Here is a 23,444-nt window from a genome sequence, read left to right as displayed (position 1 = left end):
GCTCGCCGGCGATGGGGCCGCTCTGCGGTCCTTGTGAACAATAAAAACCCCGTCCGGGCAACCGGCGGGGTTTTTGCTTTACTTACATCCTGTTACCCGACTTTCATCGGTAACCCTCTTTGTCACCGATTTCGCACAAGGCCGGGGCAAGAAGAAACAGGTTCGTGCGGTTTTGGTGCATTTGCGTAGGCATTTTTTGCAAGTCGGCACGCTGCACTTGCCGTACTACAAGGCTTTGCCAATAATAGGCCCGGTAATTGCTAGGTCAATAGGTTCTATTCCTTGCGCTTTTGCATATTTTGCAATGGCTGTCAACATCGCTCGATGCCGTTTCAAGCGCTTCTGTAAGTAGTTGTCGCTTTGAAGAAATATCGGCTTTCGGGCTGTCGTTAAAATGCCACTCACTCGCTCGTGGTCTGCGACCTTGGTCGAAACCTGCGCGGCTCGCGTTGTACCCATTCGCATATCGGGCAGCTGTTACCTCCTGCCTCGTATTGCCCCGTACCGATGGAGTTACCTGATGAAGAAGCTTGCACTGCTTGGCGCCCTGGCGCTGTCCGTGTTTTCCCTGGTGTCGCAGGCCGATGAAAAACCGCTGAAAATCGGTATCGAGGCCGCCTACCCACCCTTCGCCTTCAAGCAACCCGACGGTAGCATCGCCGGTTTCGACTACGACATCGGTAACGCCCTGTGCGAAGAAATGAAAGCCAAGTGCACCTGGGTCGAGCAGGAGTTCGACGGCCTGATCCCAGCGCTGAAAGTGCGCAAGATCGACGCCATCCTGTCGTCCATGTCGATCACCGAAGACCGCAAGAAGTCGGTGGACTTCACCAAGCGCTACTACCTGACCCCAGCTCGCCTGGTGATGAAGGAAGGCACCACCGTCAGCGACAGCCTGGATGAGCTCAAAGGCAAGAAAATCGGTGTGCAGCGTGGCTCGATCCACGACCGCTTCGCCAAGGAAGTCCTGGCTCCGAAGGGCGCCACCGTCGTGCCTTACGGTACCCAGAACGAAATCTACCTGGATGTCGCCGCTGGCCGCCTGGATGGCACCGTCGCCGACGCCACCTTGCTGGAAGACGGCTTCCTGAAGACCGATGCTGGCAAGGGCTTCGCCTTCGTCGGCCCATCGTTTACCGATGTGAAGTACTTTGGTGATGGCGTCGGCATCGCCGTGCGCAAGGGCGACAAGGCCAACGCCGATCGGATCAACGCCGCCATCGACGCTATCCGGGCCAATGGCAAATACAAACAAATTGAAGCCAAGTACTTCAACTTCGACATCTACGGTCCAGACTCGAAGTAAGACGTCGGGTTTCACCTGTGCAATGGTGCAAACAGCAGAGGCTCTGAGGTTTGCACCATTTTTATTTCTCTAGGTCGAGGACCTCATCATGTTGAAAGGCTACGGGGCAGTCATCCTCGACGGGGCGTGGCTGACGCTGCAGCTCGCCCTGTCGTCGATGGCCCTGGCCATCGTGCTCGGTCTGATCGGTGTGGCGCTGCGCTTGTCGCCGGTGCGCTGGTTGGCCTGGCTGGGTGACATGTACGCCACGGTGATCCGTGGTATTCCGGATCTGGTGCTGATCCTGCTGATCTTCTATGGCGGTCAGGACATCATCAACCGCGTGGCACCGCTGCTTGGCTACGACGATTACATCGATCTGAACCCGCTGGTCGCCGGTATCGGCACGCTGGGCTTCATTTTCGGGGCGTACCTCTCGGAAACTTTCCGTGGCGCCTTCCTCGGTATTCCCAAGGGCCAGGCCGAAGCCGGCGTGGCCTATGGCATGAGCAATCGCCAGGTCTTCTTCCGCATCCTGGTGCCGCAGATGATCCGGCTGGCGATTCCCGGTTTCACCAACAACTGGCTGGTGTTGACCAAGGCGACGGCGCTGATTTCGGTGGTCGGCCTACAAGACATGATGTTCAAGGCCAAGCAGGCTGCCGATGCCACCCGTGAACCTTTCACCTTCTTCCTGGCGGTGGCGGCGTTGTACCTGGTGATCACCAGTGTCTCGCTGCTGGCCCTGCGGTATCTCGAGAAACGCTACTCGGTAGGCGTCAAGGTGGCTGAACTATGATCTTCGACTACAACGTGGTCTGGGAGGCGATGCCGCTGTACTTCGGTGGATTGCTGACCACCCTGAAACTGCTGGCGCTGTCGCTGTTGTTCGGCCTGCTGGCGGCCATCCCGCTGGGCTTGATGCGGGTCTCCAAGCAGCCGTTGGTGAATGTCGTGGCCTGGCTGTACACCTATGTGATCCGCGGCACGCCGATGCTGGTGCAGCTGTTCCTGATCTACTACGGCCTGGCGCAGTTCGAGGCGGTGCGGGAGAGTATCTTCTGGCCATGGCTGTCGAGCGCGACGTTCTGTGCGTGCCTGGCCTTTGCCATCAACACCAGCGCCTATACCGCCGAGATCATCGCCGGTAGCCTCAAGGCCACGCCCCATGGCGAGATCGAGGCTGCCAAGGCGGTGGGCATGTCGCGCATGAAGATGTATCGACGCATCCTGCTGCCCTCGGCCCTGCGCCGTGCGCTGCCGCAGTACAGCAACGAGGTGATCATGATGCTGCAGACCACCAGTCTTGCCTCCATCGTGACCCTGATCGACATCACCGGTGCCGCGCGCACGGTCAATGCCCAGTACTACCTGCCTTTCGAGGCCTACATCACGGCGGGCGTGTTCTACCTGTGCCTGACCTTCATCCTGGTGCGCCTGTTCAAGATGGCCGAACGCCGCTGGCTCGGCTACCTGGCGCCGCGCAAGCACTGATCGCTCTGTGAGAACCGAAAGCATGTACAAATTAGAAGTCCAAGACCTGCACAAGCGCTACGGCAGCCATGAAGTGCTCAAGGGTGTGTCCCTGGCGGCCAAGGCAGGCGATGTGATCAGCATCATCGGCTCCAGTGGCTCGGGTAAGTCGACCTTCCTGCGCTGCATCAACCTGCTCGAGCAGCCCCATGCCGGCAAGATCCTGCTCAACAACGAAGAGCTGAAGATGGTCGCTGGCAAGGATGGCGCGCTGAAGGCTGCCGATCCGCGCCAACTGCAGCGCATGCGTTCGCGGTTGTCGATGGTGTTCCAGCATTTCAACCTGTGGTCGCACATGACTGCGCTGGAGAACGTCATCGAGGCGCCGGTGCATGTGCTTGGGGTGAGCAAGAAAGAAGCCCTTGAAAAAGCCGAGCACTACCTGGCCAAGGTGGGTGTTGCCCATCGCAAGGATGCCTTCCCAGGCCATATGTCCGGTGGTGAGCAGCAGCGCGTGGCGATTGCCCGTGCCTTGGCAATGGAGCCCGAGGTAATGCTGTTCGACGAGCCGACATCGGCGTTGGACCCGGAGCTGGTGGGCGACGTGCTCAAGGTGATGCAGGCCTTGGCCCAGGAAGGCCGCACCATGGTGGTGGTGACTCACGAAATGGGCTTCGCCCGCGAGGTGTCCAACCAGCTGGTGTTCCTGCACAAGGGGCTGGTGGAGGAGACAGGTTGCCCGCGTGAAGTGCTGGCCAACCCGAAATCGGAGCGCCTGCAGCAGTTTCTCTCCGGCAGCCTGAAGTAAAGGCTGCACCTTTGCACCAGAATAGGGCATGCTGCGCGGCAAGCGCAGCCTGACCCGGCGCCACAGACTCGAAGAACCTCAGGTTTCGGACCGTACCCTATGACCACCCAGCGAATCGGTTTTCTCATCTGGCCCAGCACCAAGCCCCTGACTTTGGCGCTGGCCGAGGACGTGTTGCAGGTGGCGCAGCGGGTGCATCCGGATGTGGTGTATGAGACGGTCTTCCTGCAGGCGGAGCCGGCCCCGGAGGGCGCCTGGCGCCTTCCTGGCGAGCCTTGGAGCGGTCGACTCGAAGGTTGCCACAAGCTGTTCCTGCTGGCGGACGAGCCGCCGCAGGTCGTGGGCTCTGCCTTGTCGTCCGCGCTCAAGCAGCTGGCGCGCAGCGGTTGCATGATGGGCGGATTGTCCGCCGGGGTGTATCCGATGGCCCAGCTTGGGCTGCTCGATGGTTACCGTGCGGCGGTGCACTGGCGTTGGCAGGATGATTTCGCCGAGCGTTTTCCCAAGGTGATCGCCACCAGCCATCTGTTCGATTGGGATCGCGATCGCCTTACAGCCTGCGGTGGCATGGCGGTGACCGACCTGCTGCTGGCGGTGCTGGCGCGTGACCATGGTGCGGAGCTCGCCGGGGCTGTGTCCGAAGAGCTGGTAGTCGAGCGCATCCGCGAGGGTGGTGAGCGCCAGCGTATTCCGTTGCAGAATCGCCTGGGCTCCAGTCATCCAAAGCTGACTCAGGCGGTGGTGTTGATGGAGGCCAATATCGAGGAGCCGCTGACCACCGACGAGATCGCCCAGCATGTGTGCGTTTCGCGCCGGCAGTTGGAGCGGATCTTCAAGCAGTATCTCAACCGGGTACCTAGCCAGTATTACCTGGAGCTGCGCCTGAACAAGGCGCGGCAGATGCTGATGCAGACCAGCAAGTCGATCATCCAGATCGGCCTGTCCTGCGGGTTCTCGTCGGGCCCGCATTTCTCCAGCGCCTATCGAAATTTCTTTGGTGCCACTCCGCGCGAAGACCGCAATCAGCGGCGTAGCAGCAGCCCGTTCGAGCTGAGTTCGGCGCCTGCCGAAAAAGGCTGAATTTTTCTGGGGTGGGGCGCATGCCTTGGGTTTGAGGGGGCGTGAATCGAGCGCCGCCCGCGCGGCGCATCGCGAGCAAGGCTCGCTCCTATGCTTGTTTCGGGCCCATCATGCCTGTGGGATTTGCGCGCAACCGCTTGGGTGCACGGCGCGATATTGGATTGTACAAACAAGGCGGTCGCGCGCGTCTGGCACAGACATAATTGGCCGGAAACAAGCGTAGGAGCGAGCCTTGCTCGCGATGCGCCGCGCGGGCGGCGCTCGATTTCGGCCGCACTGCAAAAACCAACCCCGTTCACCCAGCCCATCTCTACCGTTACACTGCGCGATTGCGACAGTGTTTGTCGCATTGCCGAAAACCTTGCTGAAACAAGGTTTAGCGCTGTAACAAGTTGTCGCTTGGCCGCAAGGACAGGCGCGGATCAGTCCTTACAATCCCCCCCATCGCTCGCCACTTCCAGGCCAGCGTTCCTCTTCAGGAGACTCAGATGTCCGTTGAGCAAGCCCCGGTGCAACGTGCCGATTTCGACCAGGTCATGGTTCCCAACTATTCTCCGGCGGCCTTCATTCCTGTGCGAGGCGAGGGTTCCCGAGTCTGGGATCAATCGGGCCGCGAGTTGATCGACTTCGCCGGCGGTATCGCCGTCAACGCCCTGGGGCATTGCCACCCGGCGCTGGTCAAGGCGCTGACCGAGCAAGCCAACACCCTCTGGCACGTTTCCAACGTCTTCACCAATGAGCCGGCGCTGCGCCTGGCCCACAAGCTGGTGGACGCGACCTTCGCCGAGCGTGCTTTCTTCTGCAACTCCGGCGCCGAGTCCAACGAGGCTGCCTTCAAGCTGGCCCGTCGTGTCGCCCATGACCGCTTCGGCCCGGAGAAGCATGAAATCATCGCCACCGTGAACAGCTTCCACGGTCGCACCCTGTTCACTGTCAGCGTCGGTGGCCAGCCCAAGTACTCCGACGGTTTCGGCCCGAAGATCACCGGCATCAGCCATGTGCCGTACAACGATCTGGAAGCGCTCAAGGCGCAGATCTCCGACAAGACCTGTGCGGTGGTGATCGAGCCGATCCAGGGCGAGAGCGGCGTGGTTCCGGCCGACAAGGCCTACCTCGAAGGCGCGCGCAAACTGTGCGATGAGCACAACGCCTTGCTGATCTTCGACGAAGTGCAGACGGGCGTTGGCCGCACCGGCTCGCTGTACGCCTATCAGCACTACGGCGTGACGCCGGATATCCTGACCAGTGCCAAGAGCCTGGGCGGCGGTTTCCCGATCGGCGCCATGCTGACCACCAGCGAACTCGCCAAGCACCTGGCCGTCGGCACCCATGGCACCACGTATGGCGGCAACCCGCTGGCTTGTGCAGTGGCCTGCGCCGTGCTCGATGTGGTCAACACGCCGCAAACCCTGAATGGCGTCAAGGCCAAGCACGAACGCTTCAAGTCCCGCCTGGAGCAGATCGGCCAGCAATACGGCCTGTTCTCCAAGGTGCGTGGTGTCGGCCTGTTGATTGGCTGCGTACTGACCGAGGCCTGGAAAGGCAAGGCCAAGGACGTGCTCAACGCCGCCGAGAAAGAAGGCGTGATGGTGCTGCAAGCTGGCCCGGATGTGGTGCGCTTCGCCCCGAGCCTGGTGGTTGAAGATGCCGACATCGATGAAGGCCTGAACCGCTTCGAGCGCGCCGTGGCGCAACTGACCAAGGGCTGATCGGCCGACGGTCGCTTCGCTGGCCCCGCTGTTCGGCCAGCGATACCTGAATTCCAGAGCGGGTGTGCGCTTGCAAGCGCGATTGCGCACCTGCCGTTTTTTCGCGCCGTCGTGAACGGCCCGTTTTCCCAAAGGAGTGACACCATGCTGGTGATGCGCCCCGCGCAAATGGCTGATCTCAACGAAGTGCAGCGCATGGCTGCCGACAGCCCCATTGGTGTCACTTCGCTGCCGGATGATACCGCCCGCCTGGGCGACAAGATCGCTGCGTCCGAGACGTCGTTTGCCGCTGAAGTCAGCTTCAATGGCGAAGAGAGCTACTTCTTCGTGCTCGAGGACAGCGCCACCGGCAAGTTGGCCGGTTGCTCCGCGATCGTCGCGTCGGCCGGGTACTCCGAGCCGTTCTACAGCTTCCGCAACGAAACCTTCGTGCATGCCTCTCGCGAACTGAAGATCCACAACAAGATCCATGTACTGTCGTTGTGCCATGACCTGACTGGCAACAGCCTGCTGACCAGCTTCTATGTCTTGCCAGAGCTGGTTAACAGTGCCTGGGCAGAACTTAACTCGCGAGGACGGTTGTTGTTCATGGCGTCGCACCCCGAGCGTTTCGCCGATTCGGTGGTCACCGAGATCGTCGGCTACAGCGACGAACAGGGCGAGTCGCCGTTCTGGGACGCCATCGGCCGCAACTTCTTCGACCTCAACTACGCCGAGGCCGAGCGCCTTTGCGGCCTGAAGAGCCGGACCTTCCTCGCCGAACTGATGCCGCACTACCCGATCTACGTGCCCCTGCTGCCCGATGAGGCCCAGGAGGCCATGGGGCAGGTACACCCGCGTGCGCAGATCACCTTCGACATCCTCATGCGTGAAGGCTTCGAGACCGAGCACTACATCGACATCTTCGATGGCGGGCCGACCTTGCATGCACGCACCTCCGGCATCCGTTCCATCGCCCAGAGCCGTGTAGTGCCGGTCAAGCTCGACGATGCGCCGATCAAGGGCGGGCGTCCGTACCTGGTGTGCAACGGCCTGTTGCAGGACTACCGTGCGGTGTTGCTGGAGCTGGACTGGGTGCCGGGCAAGCCGGTCAGCCTGACTGCCGAAGCGGCCGACGCCTTGGGTGTTGGTGAGGGCGCCAGCGTGCGTCTGGTTGCCGTTTGAGGCCTTCGCATTAAAGAGTTTCGCGGTGGCGCAGGCTGCTGCACAAGGAGATAGCATGATCGTTCGTCCTGTACGCAGCAGCGATTTACCCGCGCTGATCGAGTTGGCTCGCAGTACCGGCACCACTGGCCTGACCACCCTGCCGGCCAATGAAGAGCGCCTTGGGCATCGTGTCGGCTGGGCCGAAAAAAGCTTCCGCGGCGAAGCCGAGCGCGGTGATACCGATTACCTGTTCGTACTGGAGAACGACGAAGGCCTGGTGGTAGGCATCAGTGCCATCGCCGGAGCCGTGGGGTTGCGTGAGCCCTGGTACAACTACCGGGTCGGCCTGACGGTCAGCGCCTCCCAGGAACTGAACATCTACCGGGAGATTCCCACGCTGTTCCTGGCCAACGACCTGACCGGCAACTCCGAGTTGTGTTCGTTGTTCCTGCGGGGGGACTACCGTTCCGGCCTCAATGGTCGCCTGCTGTCGCGGGCACGCATGCTGTTCATCGCGGAGTTCCCGGAACTGTTCGGCAACAAGATCATCGCCGAAATGCGCGGTATGTCCGACGAACACGGTCGTTCGCCGTTCTGGGAAAGCCTCGGACGCCACTTCTTCAAGATGGAGTTCAGCCAGGCGGACTACCTGACGGGTGTCGGCAACAAGTCGTTCATCGCTGAGCTGATGCCCAAGTTCCCGCTGTATACCTGCTTCCTGTCCGAGGCGGCGCGCGCCGTGATCGGCCGCGTGCACACCGACACCGAGCCGGCGCTGGCCATGCTCAAGCAGGAAGGTTTCAACTACCAGGGTTATGTCGACATCTTCGACGCAGGTCCCGCCATCGAATGCGAAACCTCGAAGATTCGCGCCGTGCGCGAAAGTCAGACGCTGGTGCTGGCCGTCGGTACGCCGGGTGACGATGCCACCCCCTACATCATTCACAACCGCAAGCGCGAAGACTGCCGTATCACGGCAGCGCCAGCGCGCTTGGCGGCGGGCACCCTGGTGGTCGACCCGCTGACCGCCAAGCGCCTGCGCATGGGCGCCGGTGACAACGTTCGTGCCGTGCCGCTATCGGCAAGCCGGGAGGCCAAGTAAATGACCACGCATTACATCGCCGGCCAGTGGCAGGCTGGCCAGGGTGAAGCCCTGCAATCGCTGAACCCGGTCACCCAGGCCGTGATCTGGCAAGGGCGGGGCGCAGACGCCAGTCAGGTGGGCGCCGCCGTGCAGGCCGCTCGCCAGGCATTCCCAGCCTGGGCCCAACTGAGCCTCGAAGCGCGTATCGATGTGCTGGAGAAGTTCGCCGAGCAGCTCAAGCAGCACGCCGAGGCGCTGGCCCACTGCATCGGTGAGGAAACCGGCAAACCGCTGTGGGAGTCGGCCACCGAAGTCACCAGCATGATCAACAAAGTCGCGATCTCGGTGCAGAGCTACCGCGAGCGTACGGGCGAGAAAAGCGGCCCTTTGGCGGACGCCACTGCCGTGCTGCGACACAAGCCCCATGGCGTGGTCGCTGTGTTCGGCCCTTACAACTTCCCGGGCCACCTGCCTAACGGGCATATCGTCCCGGCACTGCTGGCAGGTAACTGCGTGGTGTTCAAGCCCAGCGAGCTGACGCCCAAGGTCGCTGAACTGACCGTCAACTGCTGGATTGCCGCTGGTCTGCCAGCCGGTGTGTTGAACCTGGTGCAAGGGGCGCGGGAGACGGGCGTGGCGCTGGCGGCCAACCCAGGTATCGATGGTCTGTTCTTCACCGGTTCCAGTCGCACCGGCAACCTCTTGCACCAGCAATTCGCCGGGCGTCCGGACAAGATCCTGGCCCTGGAAATGGGGGGCAACAACCCGTTGGTGGTGGACGAGGTCAAGGACCTCGACGCCGCGGTGTACACCATCATCCAGTCGGCGTTCATCTCGGCTGGCCAGCGCTGCACGTGCGCCCGGCGTCTACTGGTGCCGCAAGGGGCCTGGGGCGATAGGCTGCTTGCCCGGTTGGTCGAGGTGTGCAAGGGCATCAGTGTCGGCGCCTTCGACCAGCAGCCGGCGCCGTTCATGGGGTCGGTGATTTCTCTGCAGGCCGCTCGCGCGCTGCTTGCGGCTCAGGCCGAATTGCTTGGCAAAGGTGCCACCAGCCTGCTGGAAATGACCCAGCCACGCGCCGAGGCCGCGCTGCTGACGCCGGGCATCGTCGATGTCACGACCGTGGCTGAGCGTCCGGACGAAGAATTCTTCGGCCCGCTGCTGCAGGTAATCCGCTACGCCGATTTCGATGCTGCCATCGATGAGGCCAACAACACCCAGTACGGCCTTGCCGCCGGATTGTTGTCCGACTCCCATGCCCGTTACCAGTATTTCTGGCTGCGTAGCCGGGCCGGTATCGTCAACTGGAACAAACAGCTGACCGGGGCCGCCAGCAGCGCGCCGTTCGGAGGGGTGGGTGCCAGTGGCAACCACCGCGCCAGTGCCTATTACGCAGCCGACTACTGCGCTTACCCCGTGGCTTCGCTGGAGACCGCCAGCCTTGCCTTGCCGGCGACATTGACGCCGGGCGTCACTCTATAACAACAGGTCACGGAGCCTAGCCGATGAAATCCTATGAAGTGAATTTTGATGGCCTGGTGGGGCCAACCCACAACTATGGCGGCCTGTCTTACGGCAACGTGGCTTCGCAGAGCAACAGCCAGCAGACGTCCAACCCGCGTGAGGCGGCGCGTCAGGGCCTGGCCAAGATGAAGGCCCTGGCCGACATGGGCTTCAAGCAAGGCGTGCTGGCGCCGCAGGAGCGTCCGGATGTGGCCGCGCTGCGCCGTCTGGGCTTCTCTGGCAGTGATGCCGAGGTCATCCAGCGTGCAGCCAAAGAAGCCATGCCGCTGTTGGTGGCCAGTTGCTCGGCGTCGAGCATGTGGGTGGCCAACGCTGCCACCGTGAGTCCCAGTGCCGACACGGCCGATGGCCGCGTGCACTTCACGGCTGCCAACCTCAACTGCAAATACCATCGCAGCATCGAGCACCCGACCACCAGTCGCGTACTCGCGGCGATGTTCGCTGATGACAAGCACTTCGCCCACCACGCGGCGCTGCCTGCGGTCGCGCAGTTCGGTGACGAAGGCGCGGCCAACCACACGCGCTTCTGCCGCAACTATGGTGAGGCCGGTGTCGAGTTCTTCGTCTATGGTCGCAGCGCGTTCGACAGCCGCTACCCGGCGCCGCAGAAGTACCCCGCGCGCCAGACTCTGGAAGCCTCGCAGGCCGTGGCCCGCCTGCATGGCCTGAGTGACGATGGTGTGGTCTACGCTCAACAGAACCCAGCGGTGATCGACCAGGGCGTGTTCCACAACGATGTGATTTCGGTGGGCAATGGCGAGGTGCTGTTCTATCACGAGGATGCGTTCCTGGAGACGGGCGCGGTGCTTGGCCAACTGCAGGCTAAACTGGCCAACAAGGGCGGTAACTTCCAGGGCATCTGCGTACCTCGGGCACAGGTGACGGTCGAGGACGCAGTGCGCTCCTACCTGTTCAACAGCCAGTTGCTCAGCCGTGACGATGGTTCGATGCTGCTGGTGGTGCCCGAAGAGTGCCGTAACAACGAGCGCGTCTGGGCGTACCTGAACCAGTTGACCAGCCAGGGCGGCCCGGTGAAGGAGGTCAAGGTGTTCGACCTCAAGCAGAGCATGCAGAACGGCGGTGGGCCAGCTTGCCTGCGTCTGCGCGTGGCATTGAAGGAATCGGAGCTGGCGGCGGTCAATCCAGGCGTTATCATGACCGCCCCGCTGTACGACACGCTGGTACAGTGGGTCGACAAGCACTACCGCGACCGCCTCGGCGAAGCGGACCTTGCCGACCCGCAACTGCTGGTCGAATGCCGTACCGCGCTGGATGAGTTGACCCAGATCCTTAAGTTGGGCTCGGTCTATCCGTTCCAACGCCAACCTTGAAGAGAAAATTTGCAATGACCGACGCCCTGCGCCTGATCCTGGAAGACGACGACGGCACCCAGCTGGAAACCTCCTGCACCCGTTTTGCCGTGGTCTGGCAAGGCAAGGAAGTGTGGATCCAGCAGGACGGCCGCGGCCAGTTGCTGATCGGTGTGGACGTCGAGGAAGACGACACCGAGTACGCCAACCTCTTGCTGCGCCCGATGGCCACCAACCTGGTCAGCCTGCAGCTTGAAATGGAGCCGGCCGAAATCGGTGACGACGACCACGTGCACGGTCCGGATTGCGGCCACCACCACTAAGGAAGCGCCTATGCTCGCCCTCGGTAAATTGCTTGACCTGACCCTGGCCGATCACGAACCGGCCGAGAAGACGCAAGTAACGGTCGGGGGCGTGCGTTTGCGTTGGCTGGGGGAGGGCGCGCTCGAGGTGCGTCCGCCCGAGGCGCAGGACAAGCAACTTGACTTGCTGCTGTCGGCCGGGATTCATGGCAACGAGACCGCGCCGATCGAGTTGCTGGAAAAACTGCTGCACGGCATCGCCAGTGGCAAGATCAAGCCGCAGGTGCGTATTCTCTTCCTGTTCGGCAACCCGGAAGCGATCCGCCGGGGCGAGCGCTTCGTCGAGCAGGATATCAATCGCCTGTTCAACGGCCGTCACGAGCTTTCCAGCGGCGATGAAGCGCTGCGTGCGGCAGAGCTCGAGCAGTTTGCCCGGGTGTTCTTCAGCCTGCCGGGGCGTGCCCGCCTGCACTACGACCTGCATACTGCGATCCGCGGTTCGAAGATCGAGCAGTTCGCGCTTTATCCGTTCAAGGAGGGGCGCAAGCATTCACGCCGTGAGCTGGCCCGGCTGGCGGCCGCAGGCATGGAGGCGGTGCTGCTGCAAAGCAAGTCGTCGATCACCTTCAGTGCCTTTACCTACGAGCAGCTGGAGGCGGAAGCCTTCACGCTGGAACTGGGCAAGGCCCGTCCGTTTGGCCAGAACGAGCAGGTCAATCTGAGTCGCCTGGAAGCTCGCCTGGTCCAGATCATCGAAGGCACCGAGCCCGAGACCCAGGACGCCCTCGATGGCTTGAAACTGTTCAGCGTGTCCCGCGAGATCATCAAGCACAGTGATAGCTTCCACCTGCACCTGCCGGCGGACATCGAGAACTTCTCCGAGCTAAGCAAGGGCTACCTGCTGGCCGAAGACCTGGCCGAGACGCGCTGGGTGGTCGAGGAGGAGGGGGCGCGGATCATCTTCCCTAATCCGAAGGTCAAGAATGGCCTGCGGGCGGGAATCCTGATCGTGCCGGACTCGGGCCAGCATCTGGTTTGAGGCCGGCGCCACCTGCTCTCATTCCCTGTGCGAGCAGGTTTGCCCGTGGGGCAGGCGGCACGGCTAGCCGATCCCACGGGTCATGAAACACTTTTAATTCACCGCCTGTTCCATTTTCCCTCCCTGTAAGCGGTAATTGGCTTGCCAGTAGCGAAACGCAGGATTTAGCATCCGGCCATGTCGTTTCCAATGCATTAGCCCGAAAAACCGTCCAAACGACGGTTTCTATCGTATAAACACACTGCATCGAGACTGCAGGACCGATATAATGCGGCCCTTTGCCGTCGTTTCGTCGACGCGTTTGCCCCAAGGGCCGCCGTTTCCGTGGAAGAACCTATGAAAAGCGCAGAAATCCGTGAAGCCTTCCTTCGCTTCTTCGAAGAGCAGGGACACACCCGAGTTGCCTCCAGCTCCCTGATTCCGGGCAATGACCCGACCCTGCTGTTTACCAACGCCGGTATGAACCAGTTCAAGGACTGCTTCCTCGGCCAGGAAAAGCGCGCCTACACCCGTGCGGTCAGCAGCCAGAAGTGCGTGCGCGCCGGCGGCAAGCACAACGACCTGGAAAACGTCGGTTACACCGCGCGTCACCACACCTTCTTCGAGATGCTGGGCAACTTCAGCTTCGGCGACTACTTCAAGCGCGATGCCATCACCTTCGCCTGGACCTTCCTGACCTCCGACAAGTGGCTGAACCTGCCGAAGGAAAAGCTCTGGGTCACTGTCTACGCCAGCGACGACGAAGCCTACGACATCTGGACCAAGGAAGTCGGCGTGCCGGCCGAGCGCATGGTTCGCATCGGTGACAACAAAGGCGCCCCCTACGCTTCCGACAACTTCTGGACCATGGGCGACACTGGCCCGTGCGGTCCGTGCACCGAAATCTTCTACGACCACGGCCCGGACATCTGGGGTGGCCCACCCGGTTCCCCGGAGGAAGACGGCGACCGTTACATCGAGATCTGGAACAACGTCTTCATGCAGTTCAACCGCACCGCCGATGGCGTACTGCACCCGCTGCCAGCACCGTCGGTCGACACCGGCATGGGCCTGGAGCGTATCAGTGCGGTCATGCAGCACGTGCACTCGAACTACGAGATCGACCTGTTCCAGAACCTGCTGGCGGCCGCGGCCAAGGCCATCGGTTGCAGCAACGATGCGCAGGCGTCGCTTAAGGTGGTCGCCGACCACATCCGTTCCTGCGGCTTCCTGATTGCCGACGGCGTGCTGCCATCCAACGAAGGCCGTGGCTACGTGCTACGCCGCATCATTCGTCGCGCCTGCCGCCACGGTAACAAGCTGGGCGCCAAGGGCAGCTTCTTCTATCAGATCGTCGCCGCACTGGTGGCCGAGATGGGCGAGGCGTTCCCCGAGCTCAAGAACCAGCAGGCGCACATCGAGCGCGTGCTCAAGGCTGAAGAAGAACAGTTCGCCAAGACCCTGGAGCAAGGGTTGCGCATCCTCGAGCAGGATCTGGCCCAACTCAAGGGTAACGTGGTTCCGGGCGACGTGGTGTTCAAGCTGTACGACACCTATGGCTTCCCCATGGACCTGACCGGCGACATCGCACGTGAGCGCGAGCTGACCATCGACGAAGCTGGCTTCGAGCGCGAAATGGAGGCCCAGCGTGAGCGTGCCCGCTCCGCCAGCGCCTTCGGCATGGACTACAACAGCCTGGTCAAGGTCGACACCGCCACCGAGTTCCTTGGCTACGAGGCCACCGAAGGGCAGGGCAAGGTCATCGCACTGTACAAGGACGGCCAGGCCGTCGAGCAGTTGGCCGAAGGTGAGCAGGGCGTGGTGATTCTGGACCGTACCCCGTTCTACGCCGAATCCGGTGGCCAGGTCGGTGACACCGGCTACCTGCAGGCCGGTGGCGTGCGCTTCGACGTGCGTGATACTACTAAGACCGGTGGTGCGTTCCTGCACCATGGCGTGGTTGCCAGCGGTAATCTGAGCGTCGGCGCTGCAGTGGCGGCCAAGGTCGATGCCGATGTGCAGCACGCAACCTCGCTGAACCACTCGGCTACCCACCTGCTGCACGAAGCGCTGCGCCAGGTGCTGGGCGATCATGTGCAGCAGAAAGGCTCGCTGGTCGACAGCCAGCGCCTGCGTTTTGACTTCAGCCACTTCGAAGCGGTGAAGCCGGAGCAGATCAAGGCCCTGGAAGACATCGTCAACCGCGAAGTGCGCAAGAACACCGCGGTGGAAACCGAGCTGACCGATATCGAAACCGCCAAGCGCAAGGGCGCCATGGCCCTGTTCGGCGAGAAGTACGGCGATACCGTGCGCGTGCTGAGCATGGGTGGCGATTTCTCGGTCGAGCTGTGCGGCGGTATCCACGCCAAGCGCACCGGCGATATCAGTCTGTTCAAGATCATCAGCGAAAGCGGCGTGGCCTCGGGCGTGCGCCGCATCGAAGCGGTCACCGGCGAAGCAGCGCTGGCTTACCTGAACGCTGCCGAAGAGCAGGTAAAGGAAGCCGCGCAACTGGTCAAAGGTAACCGCGACAACCTGATCGACAAGCTGTCGGCTGTGCTCGAGCGCAACCGTCAGCTGGAAAAGCAGCTGGAGCAGCTGCAGGCCAAGGCCGCCAGCGCCGCCGGGGACGATCTCTCCAACGCGGCTGTTGAGGTCAAGGGCGCCAAGGTGCTCGCCGCCCGCCTGGACGGGCAGGATGGCAAGGCCTTGCTGACCCTGGTCGATCAGTTGAAGAACAAGCTCGGCCACGCAGTGATCCTGCTGGGCAGCGAGCATGAGGGCAAGGTCGTGCTGGTGGCCGGCGTGACCAAGGACCTCTCCAGCCAACTCAAGGCTGGCGACCTGATGAAACAAGCCGCTGCGGCAGTGGGTGGCAAGGGCGGTGGCCGTCCGGACATGGCGCAGGGTGGCGGCGTCGACGTCGCGGCACTGGACCAGGCCCTGGCGCTGGCCGTGCCATTCGCAGAGCAGGGACTTTGAGATGCGGGGGCGGCTGGTCTAGTCGGCCGCCCCTGCATGTTGGATGGTTTTTTTGGGGCCCTGTATGGGCTGAGGCACCATTGAAATGGCGTTGATCGTACAGAAATTTGGCGGCACCTCTGTCGGTTCCATCGAGCGGATCGAGCAGGTAGCCGAAAAGGTCAAGAAACACCGTGAGGCGGGCGATGACCTGGTGGTTGTGCTCTCGGCCATGAGTGGTGAAACCAATCGCCTGATCGACCTGGCCAAGCAGATCACCGATCAGCCGGTTCCGCGTGAGCTGGACGTGATCGTGTCGACCGGCGAGCAGGTCACCATTGCCTTGCTGACCATGGCCTTGATCAAGCGTGGTGTGCCAGCGGTGTCCTACACCGGCAACCAGGTGCGTATCCTCACCGACAGTGCGCACAACAAGGCGCGCATCCTGCAGATCGACGACCAGAAGATTCGCGCCGACCTCAAGGAAGGGCGTGTAGTGGTGGTCGCGGGCTTCCAGGGCGTCGACGAGCACGGCAACATCACCACCCTCGGCCGTGGTGGCTCCGACACCACCGGCGTAGCCCTGGCGGCTGCCCTGAAGGCTGACGAGTGCCAGATCTACACCGATGTCGATGGTGTCTACACCACCGACCCGCGCGTCGTGCCGCAGGCCCAGCGCCTGGAGAAGATCACCTTCGAAGAGATGCTGGAAATGGCCAGCCTCGGTTCCAAGGTGCTGCAGATTCGTTCGGTGGAGTTCGCCGGCAAGTACAACGTTCCGCTGCGCGTGCTGCACAGCTTCAAGGAGGGTCCAGGTACCCTCATTACCATTGATGAAGAGGAATCCATGGAACAGCCGATCATTTCCGGTATCGCCTTCAACCGTGATGAGGCCAAGCTGACCATCCGCGGCGTGCCGGATACCCCGGGCGTTGCCTTCAAGATCCTCGGCCCGATCAGCGCTTCGAACATCGAAGTCGACATGATCGTGCAGAACGTCTCGCACGATAACACCACCGACTTCACCTTCACCGTACACCGCAATGAGTACGAGAAGGCCCATAGCGTGCTGGAAAACACCGCTCGCGAAATCGGTGCCCGTGAAGTGATCGGCGACACCAAGATCGCCAAGGTCTCGATCGTCGGCGTTGGCATGCGCTCGCACGCAGGCGTCGCCAGCCGCATGTTCGAAGCCCTGGCAAAAGAGAGCATCAACATCCAGATGATCTCCACTTCCGAAATCAAGGTTTCGGTGGTGATCGAAGAGAAGTACCTGGAGCTGGCCGTTCGCGCGCTGCACACCGCGTTCGAGCTCGACGCTCCTGCCCGACAGGGCGAGTAAGGCGCTGCCTGGAGGGGCGCGGCTTGCCGCGCCCTTCGCGTTTCTGAGCGTTGAGCAGCCCCTGTTCTGCCTGCGCAGCGCTCAACCAAAGGCCGTGTCGCATGTCCTCGAACCGGCCTTGATACCAATGACTGTTATCCCTGAATGTTTTGCGTAAGGAGAAAGCTATGTTGATTCTGACTCGTCGGTGCGCCGAGAGCCTGATTATTGGAGACGGCGAGATCACCGTGACGGTGCTCGGCGTCAAAGGAAACCAGGTGCGTATCGGCGTCAGCGCCCCTAAAGAAGTGGCCGTTCACCGCGAAGAAATCTACCTGCGGATCAAGAAAGAGAAGGACGAGGAGCCAAGCCTTTAATTTTTTTGAAGTTTTTTCAAAAAAAAGGGTTGCAAACGAGGAAGAGCCTGTTTAATATTCGCCTCGTGTTGCGGTGAGGTGGCCGAGTGGCCGAAGGCGCTCCCCTGCTAAGGGAGTATACCTCATAAGGGTATCGGGGGTTCGAATCCCCCCTTCACCGCCATTATTCGCTTAGGGCGCTGTAGCTGATCAGGCTTCAGCCAGATCGTTCAGCGACCTAGCATGCGCAGCAAGACACGGACTCATAGCTCAGCTGGATAGAGTACTCGGCTACGAACCGAGCGGTCGGAGGTTCGAATCCTCCTGAGTCCGCCATTTTTGAAGTGGCTTTGTGTGTCAGGGTGACTTCAATCAACCAGTGGTAACCTGGTCTAAAACTACCATCTACGGACTCATAGCTCAGCTGGATAGAGTACTCGGCTACGAACCGAGCGGTCGGAGGTTCGAATCCTCCTGAGTCCGCCACTTTTGAAGTGGCTTTGCTTGCCAAGGCGGCTTCAGTCAACCAGTGGTAATCTGGTCTAAAACTACCATCTACGGACTCATAGCTCAGCTGGATAGAGTACTCGGCTACGAACCGAGCGGTCGGAGGTTCGAATCCTCCTGAGTCCGCCACTTTTGAAGTGGCTTTGTTTACCAAAGCGGCTTCAGTCAACCAGTGGTAATCTGGTCTAAAACTACCATCACGGACTCATAGCTCAGCTGGATAGAGTACTCGGCTACGAACCGAGCGGTCGGAGGTTCGAATCCTCCTGAGTCCGCCATACATCAAGAAGCCCGCTCAAATCGAGCGGGCTTTTTGTTTTTCGTTGTCGCTGAATTGTCAGCAATGTGCAACTAAGCTTTCGGGTAAGGGTCGGCTTGCCGGCGATGGGGTGCGCAGCAGCCCAGTCCCTTCACGAACTGAAAGCCTACAGGCGCATGATAAATGTGCTTTTAACGTCAGAGCAGCCGTCGCACTGATAGCTTCGAGCGTTGTCCTAGCTTTATCGCGCAAACGATTGTTCTGGCCAAAAATTTAAGCGATCTGACAGCTTAGGCAGTGTATGATTGCGCCCGTCAGCCCCGCCGGGGCTTGTGGAATACCACCATGGACTTACCCAGTAGTTACTCCTTAAGAAGATTCATACAGAAAGATCTGACCGATTGATTCTCCCGGCGTGCTCCGCTGCTGGGAGTGGAGTTCGCCTATGACTGAAGTAGAAGTAAAAAAAGGCCAAGAGAGCCTGCAGGATCGCCTGGCCCAGGTGGTCGAGCTGCTGCAGCGCCAACGAGTGGTCGAAGACCTGACGCACCGCCAGGAAGGTCACCACCATGACCTGGTGGAAAACCTCGTCCACCGTCAGAACCTGGTTGAGCTGCAACGCAAGCTCGACGACCTGCACCCTGCCGACATTGCATACATCCTCGAAGCATTGCCACTGGAAGACCGTCTGACGGTTTGGCAGCTGGTGCGCTCGGATCGCGATGGCGACATTCTTCTTGAAGTCTCCGACGCCGTGCGGCAAACCCTGATCGCCGATATGGACGATCACGAGCTGTTGGCTGCCGCCAAGGAGATGGATGCCGACGAGCTGGCCGACCTGGCCCCAGAGTTGCCGCGAGACGTCATTCACGAGCTCATGGAAAGCCTCGATGCCCAGCAGCGTGAGCGCGTACGCTCGGCACTGAGCTACGACGAAGAGCAGGTCGGCGCGCTGATGGACTTCGAGATGGTCACCATCCGCGAAGACGTCAGCCTGGAAGTGGTGCTGCGTTACCTGCGCCGGCTCAAGGAGCTGCCGAACCACACGGACAAGCTGTTCGTGGTCGACTATGACGGCAAGCTCAAAGGCGTATTGCCCATCAAGCGTCTTTTGGTCAACGACCCGGAGAAGAAGGTGGCGGAGGTCATGGCGACTGACCCCGTGTCCTTCAACCCTGAGGAAGACGCCTACGACGCGGCCCAGGCTTTCGAACGTTACGATTTGGTTTCCGCTCCGGTGGTGGACAAGAGCGACCGTTTGATCGGTCGTCTGACCATTGACGAGATGGTCGACCTGATCCGTGAGGAGAGCGAAAGCGAAGTGCTGAACATGGCCGGTCTGCGCGAAGAGGAAGATATCTTCGCCTCGGTCTGGCGCTCGCTGCGCAACCGCTGGGCTTGGTTGGCGATCAACCTGATCACGGCGTTTCTGGCGTCCCGCGTGATCGGTCTGTTCGAAGGCTCGATTGAAAAGCTGGTTGCGCTGGCGGCGCTGATGCCGATCGTGGCAGGCATTGGCGGTAACTCCGGTAACCAGACCATCACCATGATCGTGCGGGCCATGGCGCTCGATCAGGTGTCTCCGGGCAACACCGCGCGCTTGATGCGCAAGGAATTGGCGGTCTCTCTGCTCAATGGCCTGATCTGGGGCGGCGTGATCGGGGCGGTTGCCTTCTGGCTATATGGCAGTTGGTCGCTGGGGTTGGTGATGACCGCGGCAATGACCCTGAACCTGTTACTGGCAGCGCTGATGGGGGTGTTGATCCCGATGACCCTGACCCGTCTGGGGCGCGACCCTGCCATGGGCTCTAGCGTGATGATCACTGCGGTAACCGACAGTGGTGGCTTCTTCATTTTCCTGGGATTGGCAACGCTGTTCCTGATGTAGGAAGGGGTTGCCGATGGGCTGATTTAGGCAGCCCATGGCGACGCAAAAAAAAGCCAGCTTACGCTGGCTTTTTAATGCTTGCTCGAAGCCTCAGGAGGCGTCGGCAGCCATTTCCACATCGTGAGCGATGAGGGCGACCAGCGCATTCTGCTGGCGGTGGGAGAGCTGGCGGAAGCGTTGCAGCAACTCGCGCTCATGCAGGGACAGTTCAGGGCTGTCCAGGCGCATGCTTAGCTCGTCGCCCAGCGCACCTTCCTGGATAAGGCTTTGTTCCAGGCGAGCGATGATTTCAGAGTTCATGCTGCGGTGGTGGTTGCGCGCTACCTCGGCAATGCGCTCACGCATTCCGTCTGGCAGGCGGACGACAAACTTGTCAGCGGTGCGGCTCGAATAGATAGCCTGTTTCATTGGGCGCATATAAATTGACCGGATTTTTTGGTTCAGGGGAAGCGGTTCTCAAATTGGCCGCACGGGGTGGAAGTACGACCGTGGCGACGACAAAATGTTCAACCGTCGTGAAAAATTGGGTGCTCATCTTGCCTCAAGGTCGCCGTTTCCTTGGCGTCAATTCTGTGACAAATAGTGAGCCGGATAAAGGCTTTTTGCCAGTACCAATTATCAGAAATGAGCACTGGTTTGAAAAGTTTTGCATGTACCGGCACGCCACACCGTCAGACCTTTGCCGTCAAAAACTGGTAAATCGCAGCAAAGGGTCGGGAAAACACCTAGAATGCGCGGGTTTCCTACATTGAGCATAGTGGCTATGCAACATGACGCAAGCGCCCGCAATACACCCTCAGGCCGCCTGATCTACTTGGTAGGACCATCAGGTTCAGGAAAAGATTCCCTGATCGATGCATCGCGTGCGCAATTGACCGCCGCTGGGGTGGAAATTGCCCGTCGGGTCATCACGCGATCTGCTGAGTCCAAGGGCGAGGCGGCGCACGGTGTCACGTCCGAGCGCTTCGAGGAGATGCGCAAGGCTGGAGCGTTCGCCATGCATTGGCGAGCCAATGGTCTGGATTACGGTATTCCGTCGCAAGTGGACCAATGGCTCAGTGAGGGCCGGCATGTGCTGGTCAATGGTTCGCGCGCCTACCTGCCTTTGGCGCGGCAGCGTTACCCCGACATGGTGGCGGTATGCATTGCCGTGCGGCCAGAGGTGTTGCGCCAGCGTTTGCTAGCCAGGGGGCGTGAAACGTCGGAAGAGGTCGAGCAGCGCTTGGCGCGCAATGCCCAGTTGCAGACCGGGCAGGAGCCGGGTGTGCATGTGCTGGATAACTCCACTTCGCTGGAAATGGCCGTCGAAGGGCTGCTGGCGCTTTTGAGACAAGAGCGCCTGCTGGACTAAGCGTTTTGCCAACATCGGAAATCGCCTACGTGCAAAAAGCCCGACAGAGACATGACAAACGGCATTGCGCTGGTTAACATGATTGCCGTCCTGCCGTGTAGCGCTCGCTGCCGGCTCTTGTGTCTCAGTAGCTCAATTGGATAGAGCATCCCCCTCCTAAGGGGAAGGTTGCAGGTTCAATTCCTGCCTGGGACGCCACTCAAAGCCCAAACAAATTACCTTTGCACCAAGCGTGGCAACCGGATCGCCGGTACATCCACGCTTAAAGTTTCCTGTCAGCATGCCGATCACTTGGTCACTGGATACGGGCAATGCATCCGTATCGCCAATGGTTGAAGTTGCTGCCTTCAGCGGCAGTGTGCGTCGCCTTGCGTCCACTTCAATTCATGCCCCGCTGCTGGTCGACGCAGCCTGCGGTGGGCATTGGTCACAATGAGTTCTGAAGGGGCAAGTATGAATTTTTATGTCAACCAGGTGAAAAACAAGCCGGACTACCGGGGCTCGCTGTTCAAGGGCGACATTTTCCTGGAGACCGGCCTTGGCAATGCGCACCAGTTGTGCGCCCTGGCCCGGCAGAGCATCACCGCTGCGTTCGATGGCGAAACCGATCACCAGTCGCTGCACAAGATGATGCCGGTGGAAACCTTCGTCGAGCGTGTCACCGCACTCAAGCGCCAGTTCACCAATGGCCCTGAGGCCAAGGCGCTGATCCGCGATTTCATTCGGGAGATCGGGGCCGACCCGAAGGACTACATCTTCGACGTGCCTCGGGTACGTGTGGTACCCAACTATGACTATCTGCACGCGGGCGTGAGCTACGCCTACAAGCCGCACCGCGATACCTGGTACGGCAGTGTGGAAAGCCAGGTCAACACCTGGATGCCGGTGTACAGCATCGAGCCCGACCAGACCATGATGATCAACCCGGCCTACTTCGACCGTCCTGTGCAGAACAGCTCCGCCCAATGGAGCCTGAACGACTGGATCAATGTGCAACGGCACAAGGCTTCTCAGAACATCACCGAAGAGACCCGCGTGCACCCGGTGCCGTTGGAGGACATCGACACCAGCGCCGAGTTGCGCGTGGCCGCCAACAGCGGCGAGATGCTGATATTCTCCGGTTCCCATTTGCACGGCACCGTGGCCAACTTCACCGACAAGGTGCGCTTCAGCGTGGACTTTCGCCTGATCCACCTGCAAGACCTGCTGCACAAGCGCGGCGCGCCGAACGTCGACAATGGCTGTTCGGATGCAGAGGCCGGCTTCAAAGACTTTTTCAATGCCAGCGACTTTTCGCAATTCCAGGGAGTTAACCCATGACCAAGCGTCGCCTGACTGCTGCCGAGGTCGAGTACAACGAAAAGCGCGCTAGCGTGCTGAGCCGTGTCGATGCCCAATACGTGGCGGATGCGCCGTTCGTGTTTGCCAACCGTATCGCCGTGACCGCCGCGCTGTCGCGCATCGAGCTGTTCAAGATGGTCCAGGACATCCCTGGCGCCATCGTCGAGTGCGGTGTGTACAAAGGCAACTCGCTGATGCTGTACATGCAGCTTTCGATGATCCTGGAACCTTACGCGATCAACCGTTCGATCATCGGTTTCGATACTTTCGGCGGCTTTGCCAGCATCGACGCCGAGCAGGATCCAGCCGACATCAACGAGAGCATGTTCTCCGATACGGACGAGACCCTGATCCAGGACATGATCGAGGCCAACGACCTGATCCGTCCGGTCAACCGTATCCCCCGTTGCGAGATCGTCAAGGGCGACATCCTGGAGACCGTACCGGCTTTCGTGAAAACCCGTCCTGACCTGGTGGTGGCGATGCTGATCCTCGACACCGACCTGTACTCGTCGACCAAGGTCGCCTTGGAGACGTTCCTGCCATACATGCCAAAGGGTGCGATCGTGGTGCTGGATGAAGTCGCCTATCGCAACTTCCCAGGCGAGACTGCCGCTCTGCGTGACGTGCTGGACCTGAACAAAATCGAGCTCAAGCGCCTGCCGTTCGACTCGTCGGTGGGGTACTTCCGCGTCTGATGTGAACCATCGGCATGAGAGGG

General features: G+C 60.8%; 20 protein-coding genes and 6 tRNA genes. 25 read left to right on the top strand and 1 reads right to left on the bottom strand.

Annotation, left to right across the window (positions count from 1 at the left end; genetic code table 11):
* Positions 1–520: 520 nt before the first annotated feature.
* From aotJ to mgtE, 21 genes are all read left to right on the top strand, one after another.
* Complete coding sequence (gene aotJ / locus IF103_RS17105) at positions 521–1,306, top strand: L-arginine-binding protein AotJ (protein ID WP_023381599.1); 786 nt, start codon at positions 521–523, stop codon at positions 1,304–1,306.
* 88 nt (positions 1,307–1,394) lie between these two features.
* Entirely contained in the window at positions 1,395–2,084 is a 690-nt protein-coding gene (locus IF103_RS17100; protein WP_023381598.1) for an ABC transporter permease, read from the top strand.
* Positions 2,081–2,779 carry an ABC transporter permease gene (locus tag IF103_RS17095; protein ID WP_023381597.1) on the top strand — a complete coding sequence of 233 codons (699 nt, stop codon included), beginning with the start codon at positions 2,081–2,083 and terminating at the stop codon, positions 2,777–2,779. The genes IF103_RS17100 and IF103_RS17095 overlap by 4 nt, the downstream gene beginning before the upstream one ends.
* A gap of 22 nt (positions 2,780–2,801) precedes the next feature.
* A complete protein-coding gene (locus tag IF103_RS17090) occupies positions 2,802–3,566 on the top strand; it encodes an ABC transporter ATP-binding protein (protein ID WP_023381596.1) in 765 nt (254 codons plus the stop codon).
* A gap of 99 nt (positions 3,567–3,665) precedes the next feature.
* Positions 3,666–4,646, top strand: coding sequence for a transcriptional regulator ArgR (argR, locus tag IF103_RS17085; protein ID WP_202675504.1), 981 nt, complete (start codon positions 3,666–3,668; stop codon positions 4,644–4,646).
* Between the two features lie 488 nt (positions 4,647–5,134).
* On the top strand, positions 5,135–6,355 hold the full coding sequence (locus IF103_RS17080) for an acetylornithine transaminase (RefSeq protein WP_023381594.1): 1,221 nt from the start codon (positions 5,135–5,137) through the stop codon (positions 6,353–6,355).
* A 144-nt stretch (positions 6,356–6,499) separates the two neighbouring features.
* A complete protein-coding gene (aruF, locus tag IF103_RS17075) occupies positions 6,500–7,519 on the top strand; it encodes an arginine/ornithine succinyltransferase subunit alpha (protein WP_023381593.1) in 1,020 nt (339 codons plus the stop codon).
* A 55-nt stretch (positions 7,520–7,574) separates the two neighbouring features.
* Positions 7,575–8,603 (top strand): arginine N-succinyltransferase, encoded by a 1,029-nt coding sequence (astA, locus tag IF103_RS17070; RefSeq protein WP_023381592.1) that lies wholly within the window; start codon positions 7,575–7,577, stop codon positions 8,601–8,603.
* The gene (gene astD, locus IF103_RS17065) at positions 8,604–10,067 is read left to right on the top strand and encodes a succinylglutamate-semialdehyde dehydrogenase (protein WP_023381591.1); all 1,464 of its coding nucleotides are present in this window, start codon (positions 8,604–8,606) and stop codon (positions 10,065–10,067) included.
* Between the two features lie 23 nt (positions 10,068–10,090).
* Complete coding sequence (astB, locus tag IF103_RS17060; protein WP_023381590.1) at positions 10,091–11,440, top strand: N-succinylarginine dihydrolase; 1,350 nt, start codon at positions 10,091–10,093, stop codon at positions 11,438–11,440.
* Between the two features lie 14 nt (positions 11,441–11,454).
* Positions 11,455–11,742: a hypothetical protein gene (locus tag IF103_RS17055; protein WP_023381589.1), complete on the top strand. Its 288-nt coding sequence runs from the start codon at positions 11,455–11,457 to the stop codon at positions 11,740–11,742.
* A gap of 10 nt (positions 11,743–11,752) precedes the next feature.
* Positions 11,753–12,760: a succinylglutamate desuccinylase gene (gene astE / locus IF103_RS17050; protein ID WP_023381588.1), complete on the top strand. Its 1,008-nt coding sequence runs from the start codon at positions 11,753–11,755 to the stop codon at positions 12,758–12,760.
* A gap of 336 nt (positions 12,761–13,096) precedes the next feature.
* A complete protein-coding gene (gene alaS / locus IF103_RS17045) occupies positions 13,097–15,721 on the top strand; it encodes an alanine--tRNA ligase (protein WP_202675503.1) in 2,625 nt (874 codons plus the stop codon).
* An 85-nt stretch (positions 15,722–15,806) separates the two neighbouring features.
* Positions 15,807–17,042, top strand: coding sequence for an aspartate kinase (locus IF103_RS17040; RefSeq protein WP_023381586.1), 1,236 nt, complete (start codon positions 15,807–15,809; stop codon positions 17,040–17,042).
* Between the two features lie 167 nt (positions 17,043–17,209).
* On the top strand, positions 17,210–17,398 hold the full coding sequence (gene csrA, locus IF103_RS17035) for a carbon storage regulator CsrA (RefSeq protein ID WP_003254503.1): 189 nt from the start codon (positions 17,210–17,212) through the stop codon (positions 17,396–17,398).
* A gap of 72 nt (positions 17,399–17,470) precedes the next feature.
* A tRNA-Ser gene (locus tag IF103_RS17030) sits at positions 17,471–17,561 on the top strand.
* 75 nt (positions 17,562–17,636) lie between these two features.
* Positions 17,637–17,713, top strand: a tRNA-Arg gene (locus tag IF103_RS17025).
* Positions 17,714–17,786: 73 nt separating this feature from the next.
* Positions 17,787–17,863: transfer RNA gene (locus IF103_RS17020), tRNA-Arg, on the top strand.
* A 73-nt stretch (positions 17,864–17,936) separates the two neighbouring features.
* Positions 17,937–18,013, top strand: a tRNA-Arg gene (locus tag IF103_RS17015).
* A 72-nt stretch (positions 18,014–18,085) separates the two neighbouring features.
* Positions 18,086–18,162 (top strand) — tRNA-Arg (locus tag IF103_RS17010).
* Between the two features lie 426 nt (positions 18,163–18,588).
* A complete protein-coding gene (gene mgtE / locus IF103_RS17005) occupies positions 18,589–20,031 on the top strand; it encodes a magnesium transporter (RefSeq protein WP_023381585.1) in 1,443 nt (480 codons plus the stop codon).
* 90 nt (positions 20,032–20,121) lie between these two features.
* Here the strand turns inward: mgtE and IF103_RS17000 are convergent, their stop codons facing one another.
* Positions 20,122–20,448: an Arc family DNA-binding protein gene (locus tag IF103_RS17000; protein ID WP_003254499.1), complete on the bottom strand. Its 327-nt coding sequence runs from the start codon at positions 20,446–20,448 to the stop codon at positions 20,122–20,124.
* Between the two features lie 346 nt (positions 20,449–20,794).
* On the opposite strand from IF103_RS17000, the gene phnN reads away from it, so the two are divergent.
* The 4 genes from phnN to IF103_RS16980 all read left to right on the top strand — a co-directional run bounded on the left by phnN (position 20,795) and on the right by IF103_RS16980 (position 23,421).
* Complete coding sequence (phnN, locus tag IF103_RS16995; protein WP_023381584.1) at positions 20,795–21,382, top strand: phosphonate metabolism protein/1,5-bisphosphokinase (PRPP-forming) PhnN; 588 nt, start codon at positions 20,795–20,797, stop codon at positions 21,380–21,382.
* A 121-nt stretch (positions 21,383–21,503) separates the two neighbouring features.
* Positions 21,504–21,580 (top strand) — tRNA-Arg (locus tag IF103_RS16990).
* A gap of 255 nt (positions 21,581–21,835) precedes the next feature.
* A complete protein-coding gene (locus IF103_RS16985) occupies positions 21,836–22,702 on the top strand; it encodes a hypothetical protein (RefSeq protein WP_023381583.1) in 867 nt (288 codons plus the stop codon).
* Positions 22,699–23,421 carry a TylF/MycF/NovP-related O-methyltransferase gene (locus IF103_RS16980; RefSeq protein ID WP_012315576.1) on the top strand — a complete coding sequence of 241 codons (723 nt, stop codon included), beginning with the start codon at positions 22,699–22,701 and terminating at the stop codon, positions 23,419–23,421. Before IF103_RS16985 ends, IF103_RS16980 begins: the two co-directional genes overlap by 4 nt.
* Positions 23,422–23,444: the final 23 nt, after the last annotated feature.

Source organism: Pseudomonas sp. SK2 (assembly GCF_016772395.1).
Lineage (GTDB): Bacteria > Pseudomonadota > Gammaproteobacteria > Pseudomonadales > Pseudomonadaceae > Aquipseudomonas > Aquipseudomonas taiwanensis.
This window is presented reverse-complemented; position numbering and strand designations above follow the sequence as displayed.

Excerpts from the sequence above, each read along its gene's own strand:
- aotJ (WP_023381599.1), top strand. The coding sequence starts at position 521 with ATGAAGAAGCTTGCACTGCTTGGCGCCCTGGCGCTGTCCGTGTTTTCC.
- IF103_RS17100 (WP_023381598.1), top strand. The coding sequence starts at position 1,395 with ATGTTGAAAGGCTACGGGGCAGTCATCCTCGACGGGGCGTGGCTGACG.
- IF103_RS17095 (WP_023381597.1), top strand. The coding sequence starts at position 2,081 with ATGATCTTCGACTACAACGTGGTCTGGGAGGCGATGCCGCTGTACTTC.
- IF103_RS17090 (WP_023381596.1), top strand. The coding sequence starts at position 2,802 with ATGTACAAATTAGAAGTCCAAGACCTGCACAAGCGCTACGGCAGCCAT.
- argR (WP_202675504.1), top strand. The coding sequence starts at position 3,666 with ATGACCACCCAGCGAATCGGTTTTCTCATCTGGCCCAGCACCAAGCCC.
- IF103_RS17080 (WP_023381594.1), top strand. The coding sequence starts at position 5,135 with ATGTCCGTTGAGCAAGCCCCGGTGCAACGTGCCGATTTCGACCAGGTC.
- aruF (WP_023381593.1), top strand. The coding sequence starts at position 6,500 with ATGCTGGTGATGCGCCCCGCGCAAATGGCTGATCTCAACGAAGTGCAG.
- astA (WP_023381592.1), top strand. The coding sequence starts at position 7,575 with ATGATCGTTCGTCCTGTACGCAGCAGCGATTTACCCGCGCTGATCGAG.
- astD (WP_023381591.1), top strand. The coding sequence starts at position 8,604 with ATGACCACGCATTACATCGCCGGCCAGTGGCAGGCTGGCCAGGGTGAA.
- astB (WP_023381590.1), top strand. The coding sequence starts at position 10,091 with ATGAAATCCTATGAAGTGAATTTTGATGGCCTGGTGGGGCCAACCCAC.
- IF103_RS17055 (WP_023381589.1), top strand. The coding sequence starts at position 11,455 with ATGACCGACGCCCTGCGCCTGATCCTGGAAGACGACGACGGCACCCAG.
- astE (WP_023381588.1), top strand. The coding sequence starts at position 11,753 with ATGCTCGCCCTCGGTAAATTGCTTGACCTGACCCTGGCCGATCACGAA.
- alaS (WP_202675503.1), top strand. The coding sequence starts at position 13,097 with ATGAAAAGCGCAGAAATCCGTGAAGCCTTCCTTCGCTTCTTCGAAGAG.
- IF103_RS17040 (WP_023381586.1), top strand. The coding sequence starts at position 15,807 with ATGGCGTTGATCGTACAGAAATTTGGCGGCACCTCTGTCGGTTCCATC.
- csrA (WP_003254503.1), top strand. The coding sequence starts at position 17,210 with ATGTTGATTCTGACTCGTCGGTGCGCCGAGAGCCTGATTATTGGAGAC.
- mgtE (WP_023381585.1), top strand. The coding sequence starts at position 18,589 with ATGACTGAAGTAGAAGTAAAAAAAGGCCAAGAGAGCCTGCAGGATCGC.
- IF103_RS17000 (WP_003254499.1), bottom strand. The coding sequence starts at position 20,448 with ATGCGCCCAATGAAACAGGCTATCTATTCGAGCCGCACCGCTGACAAG.
- phnN (WP_023381584.1), top strand. The coding sequence starts at position 20,795 with ATGCAACATGACGCAAGCGCCCGCAATACACCCTCAGGCCGCCTGATC.
- IF103_RS16985 (WP_023381583.1), top strand. The coding sequence starts at position 21,836 with ATGAATTTTTATGTCAACCAGGTGAAAAACAAGCCGGACTACCGGGGC.
- IF103_RS16980 (WP_012315576.1), top strand. The coding sequence starts at position 22,699 with ATGACCAAGCGTCGCCTGACTGCTGCCGAGGTCGAGTACAACGAAAAG.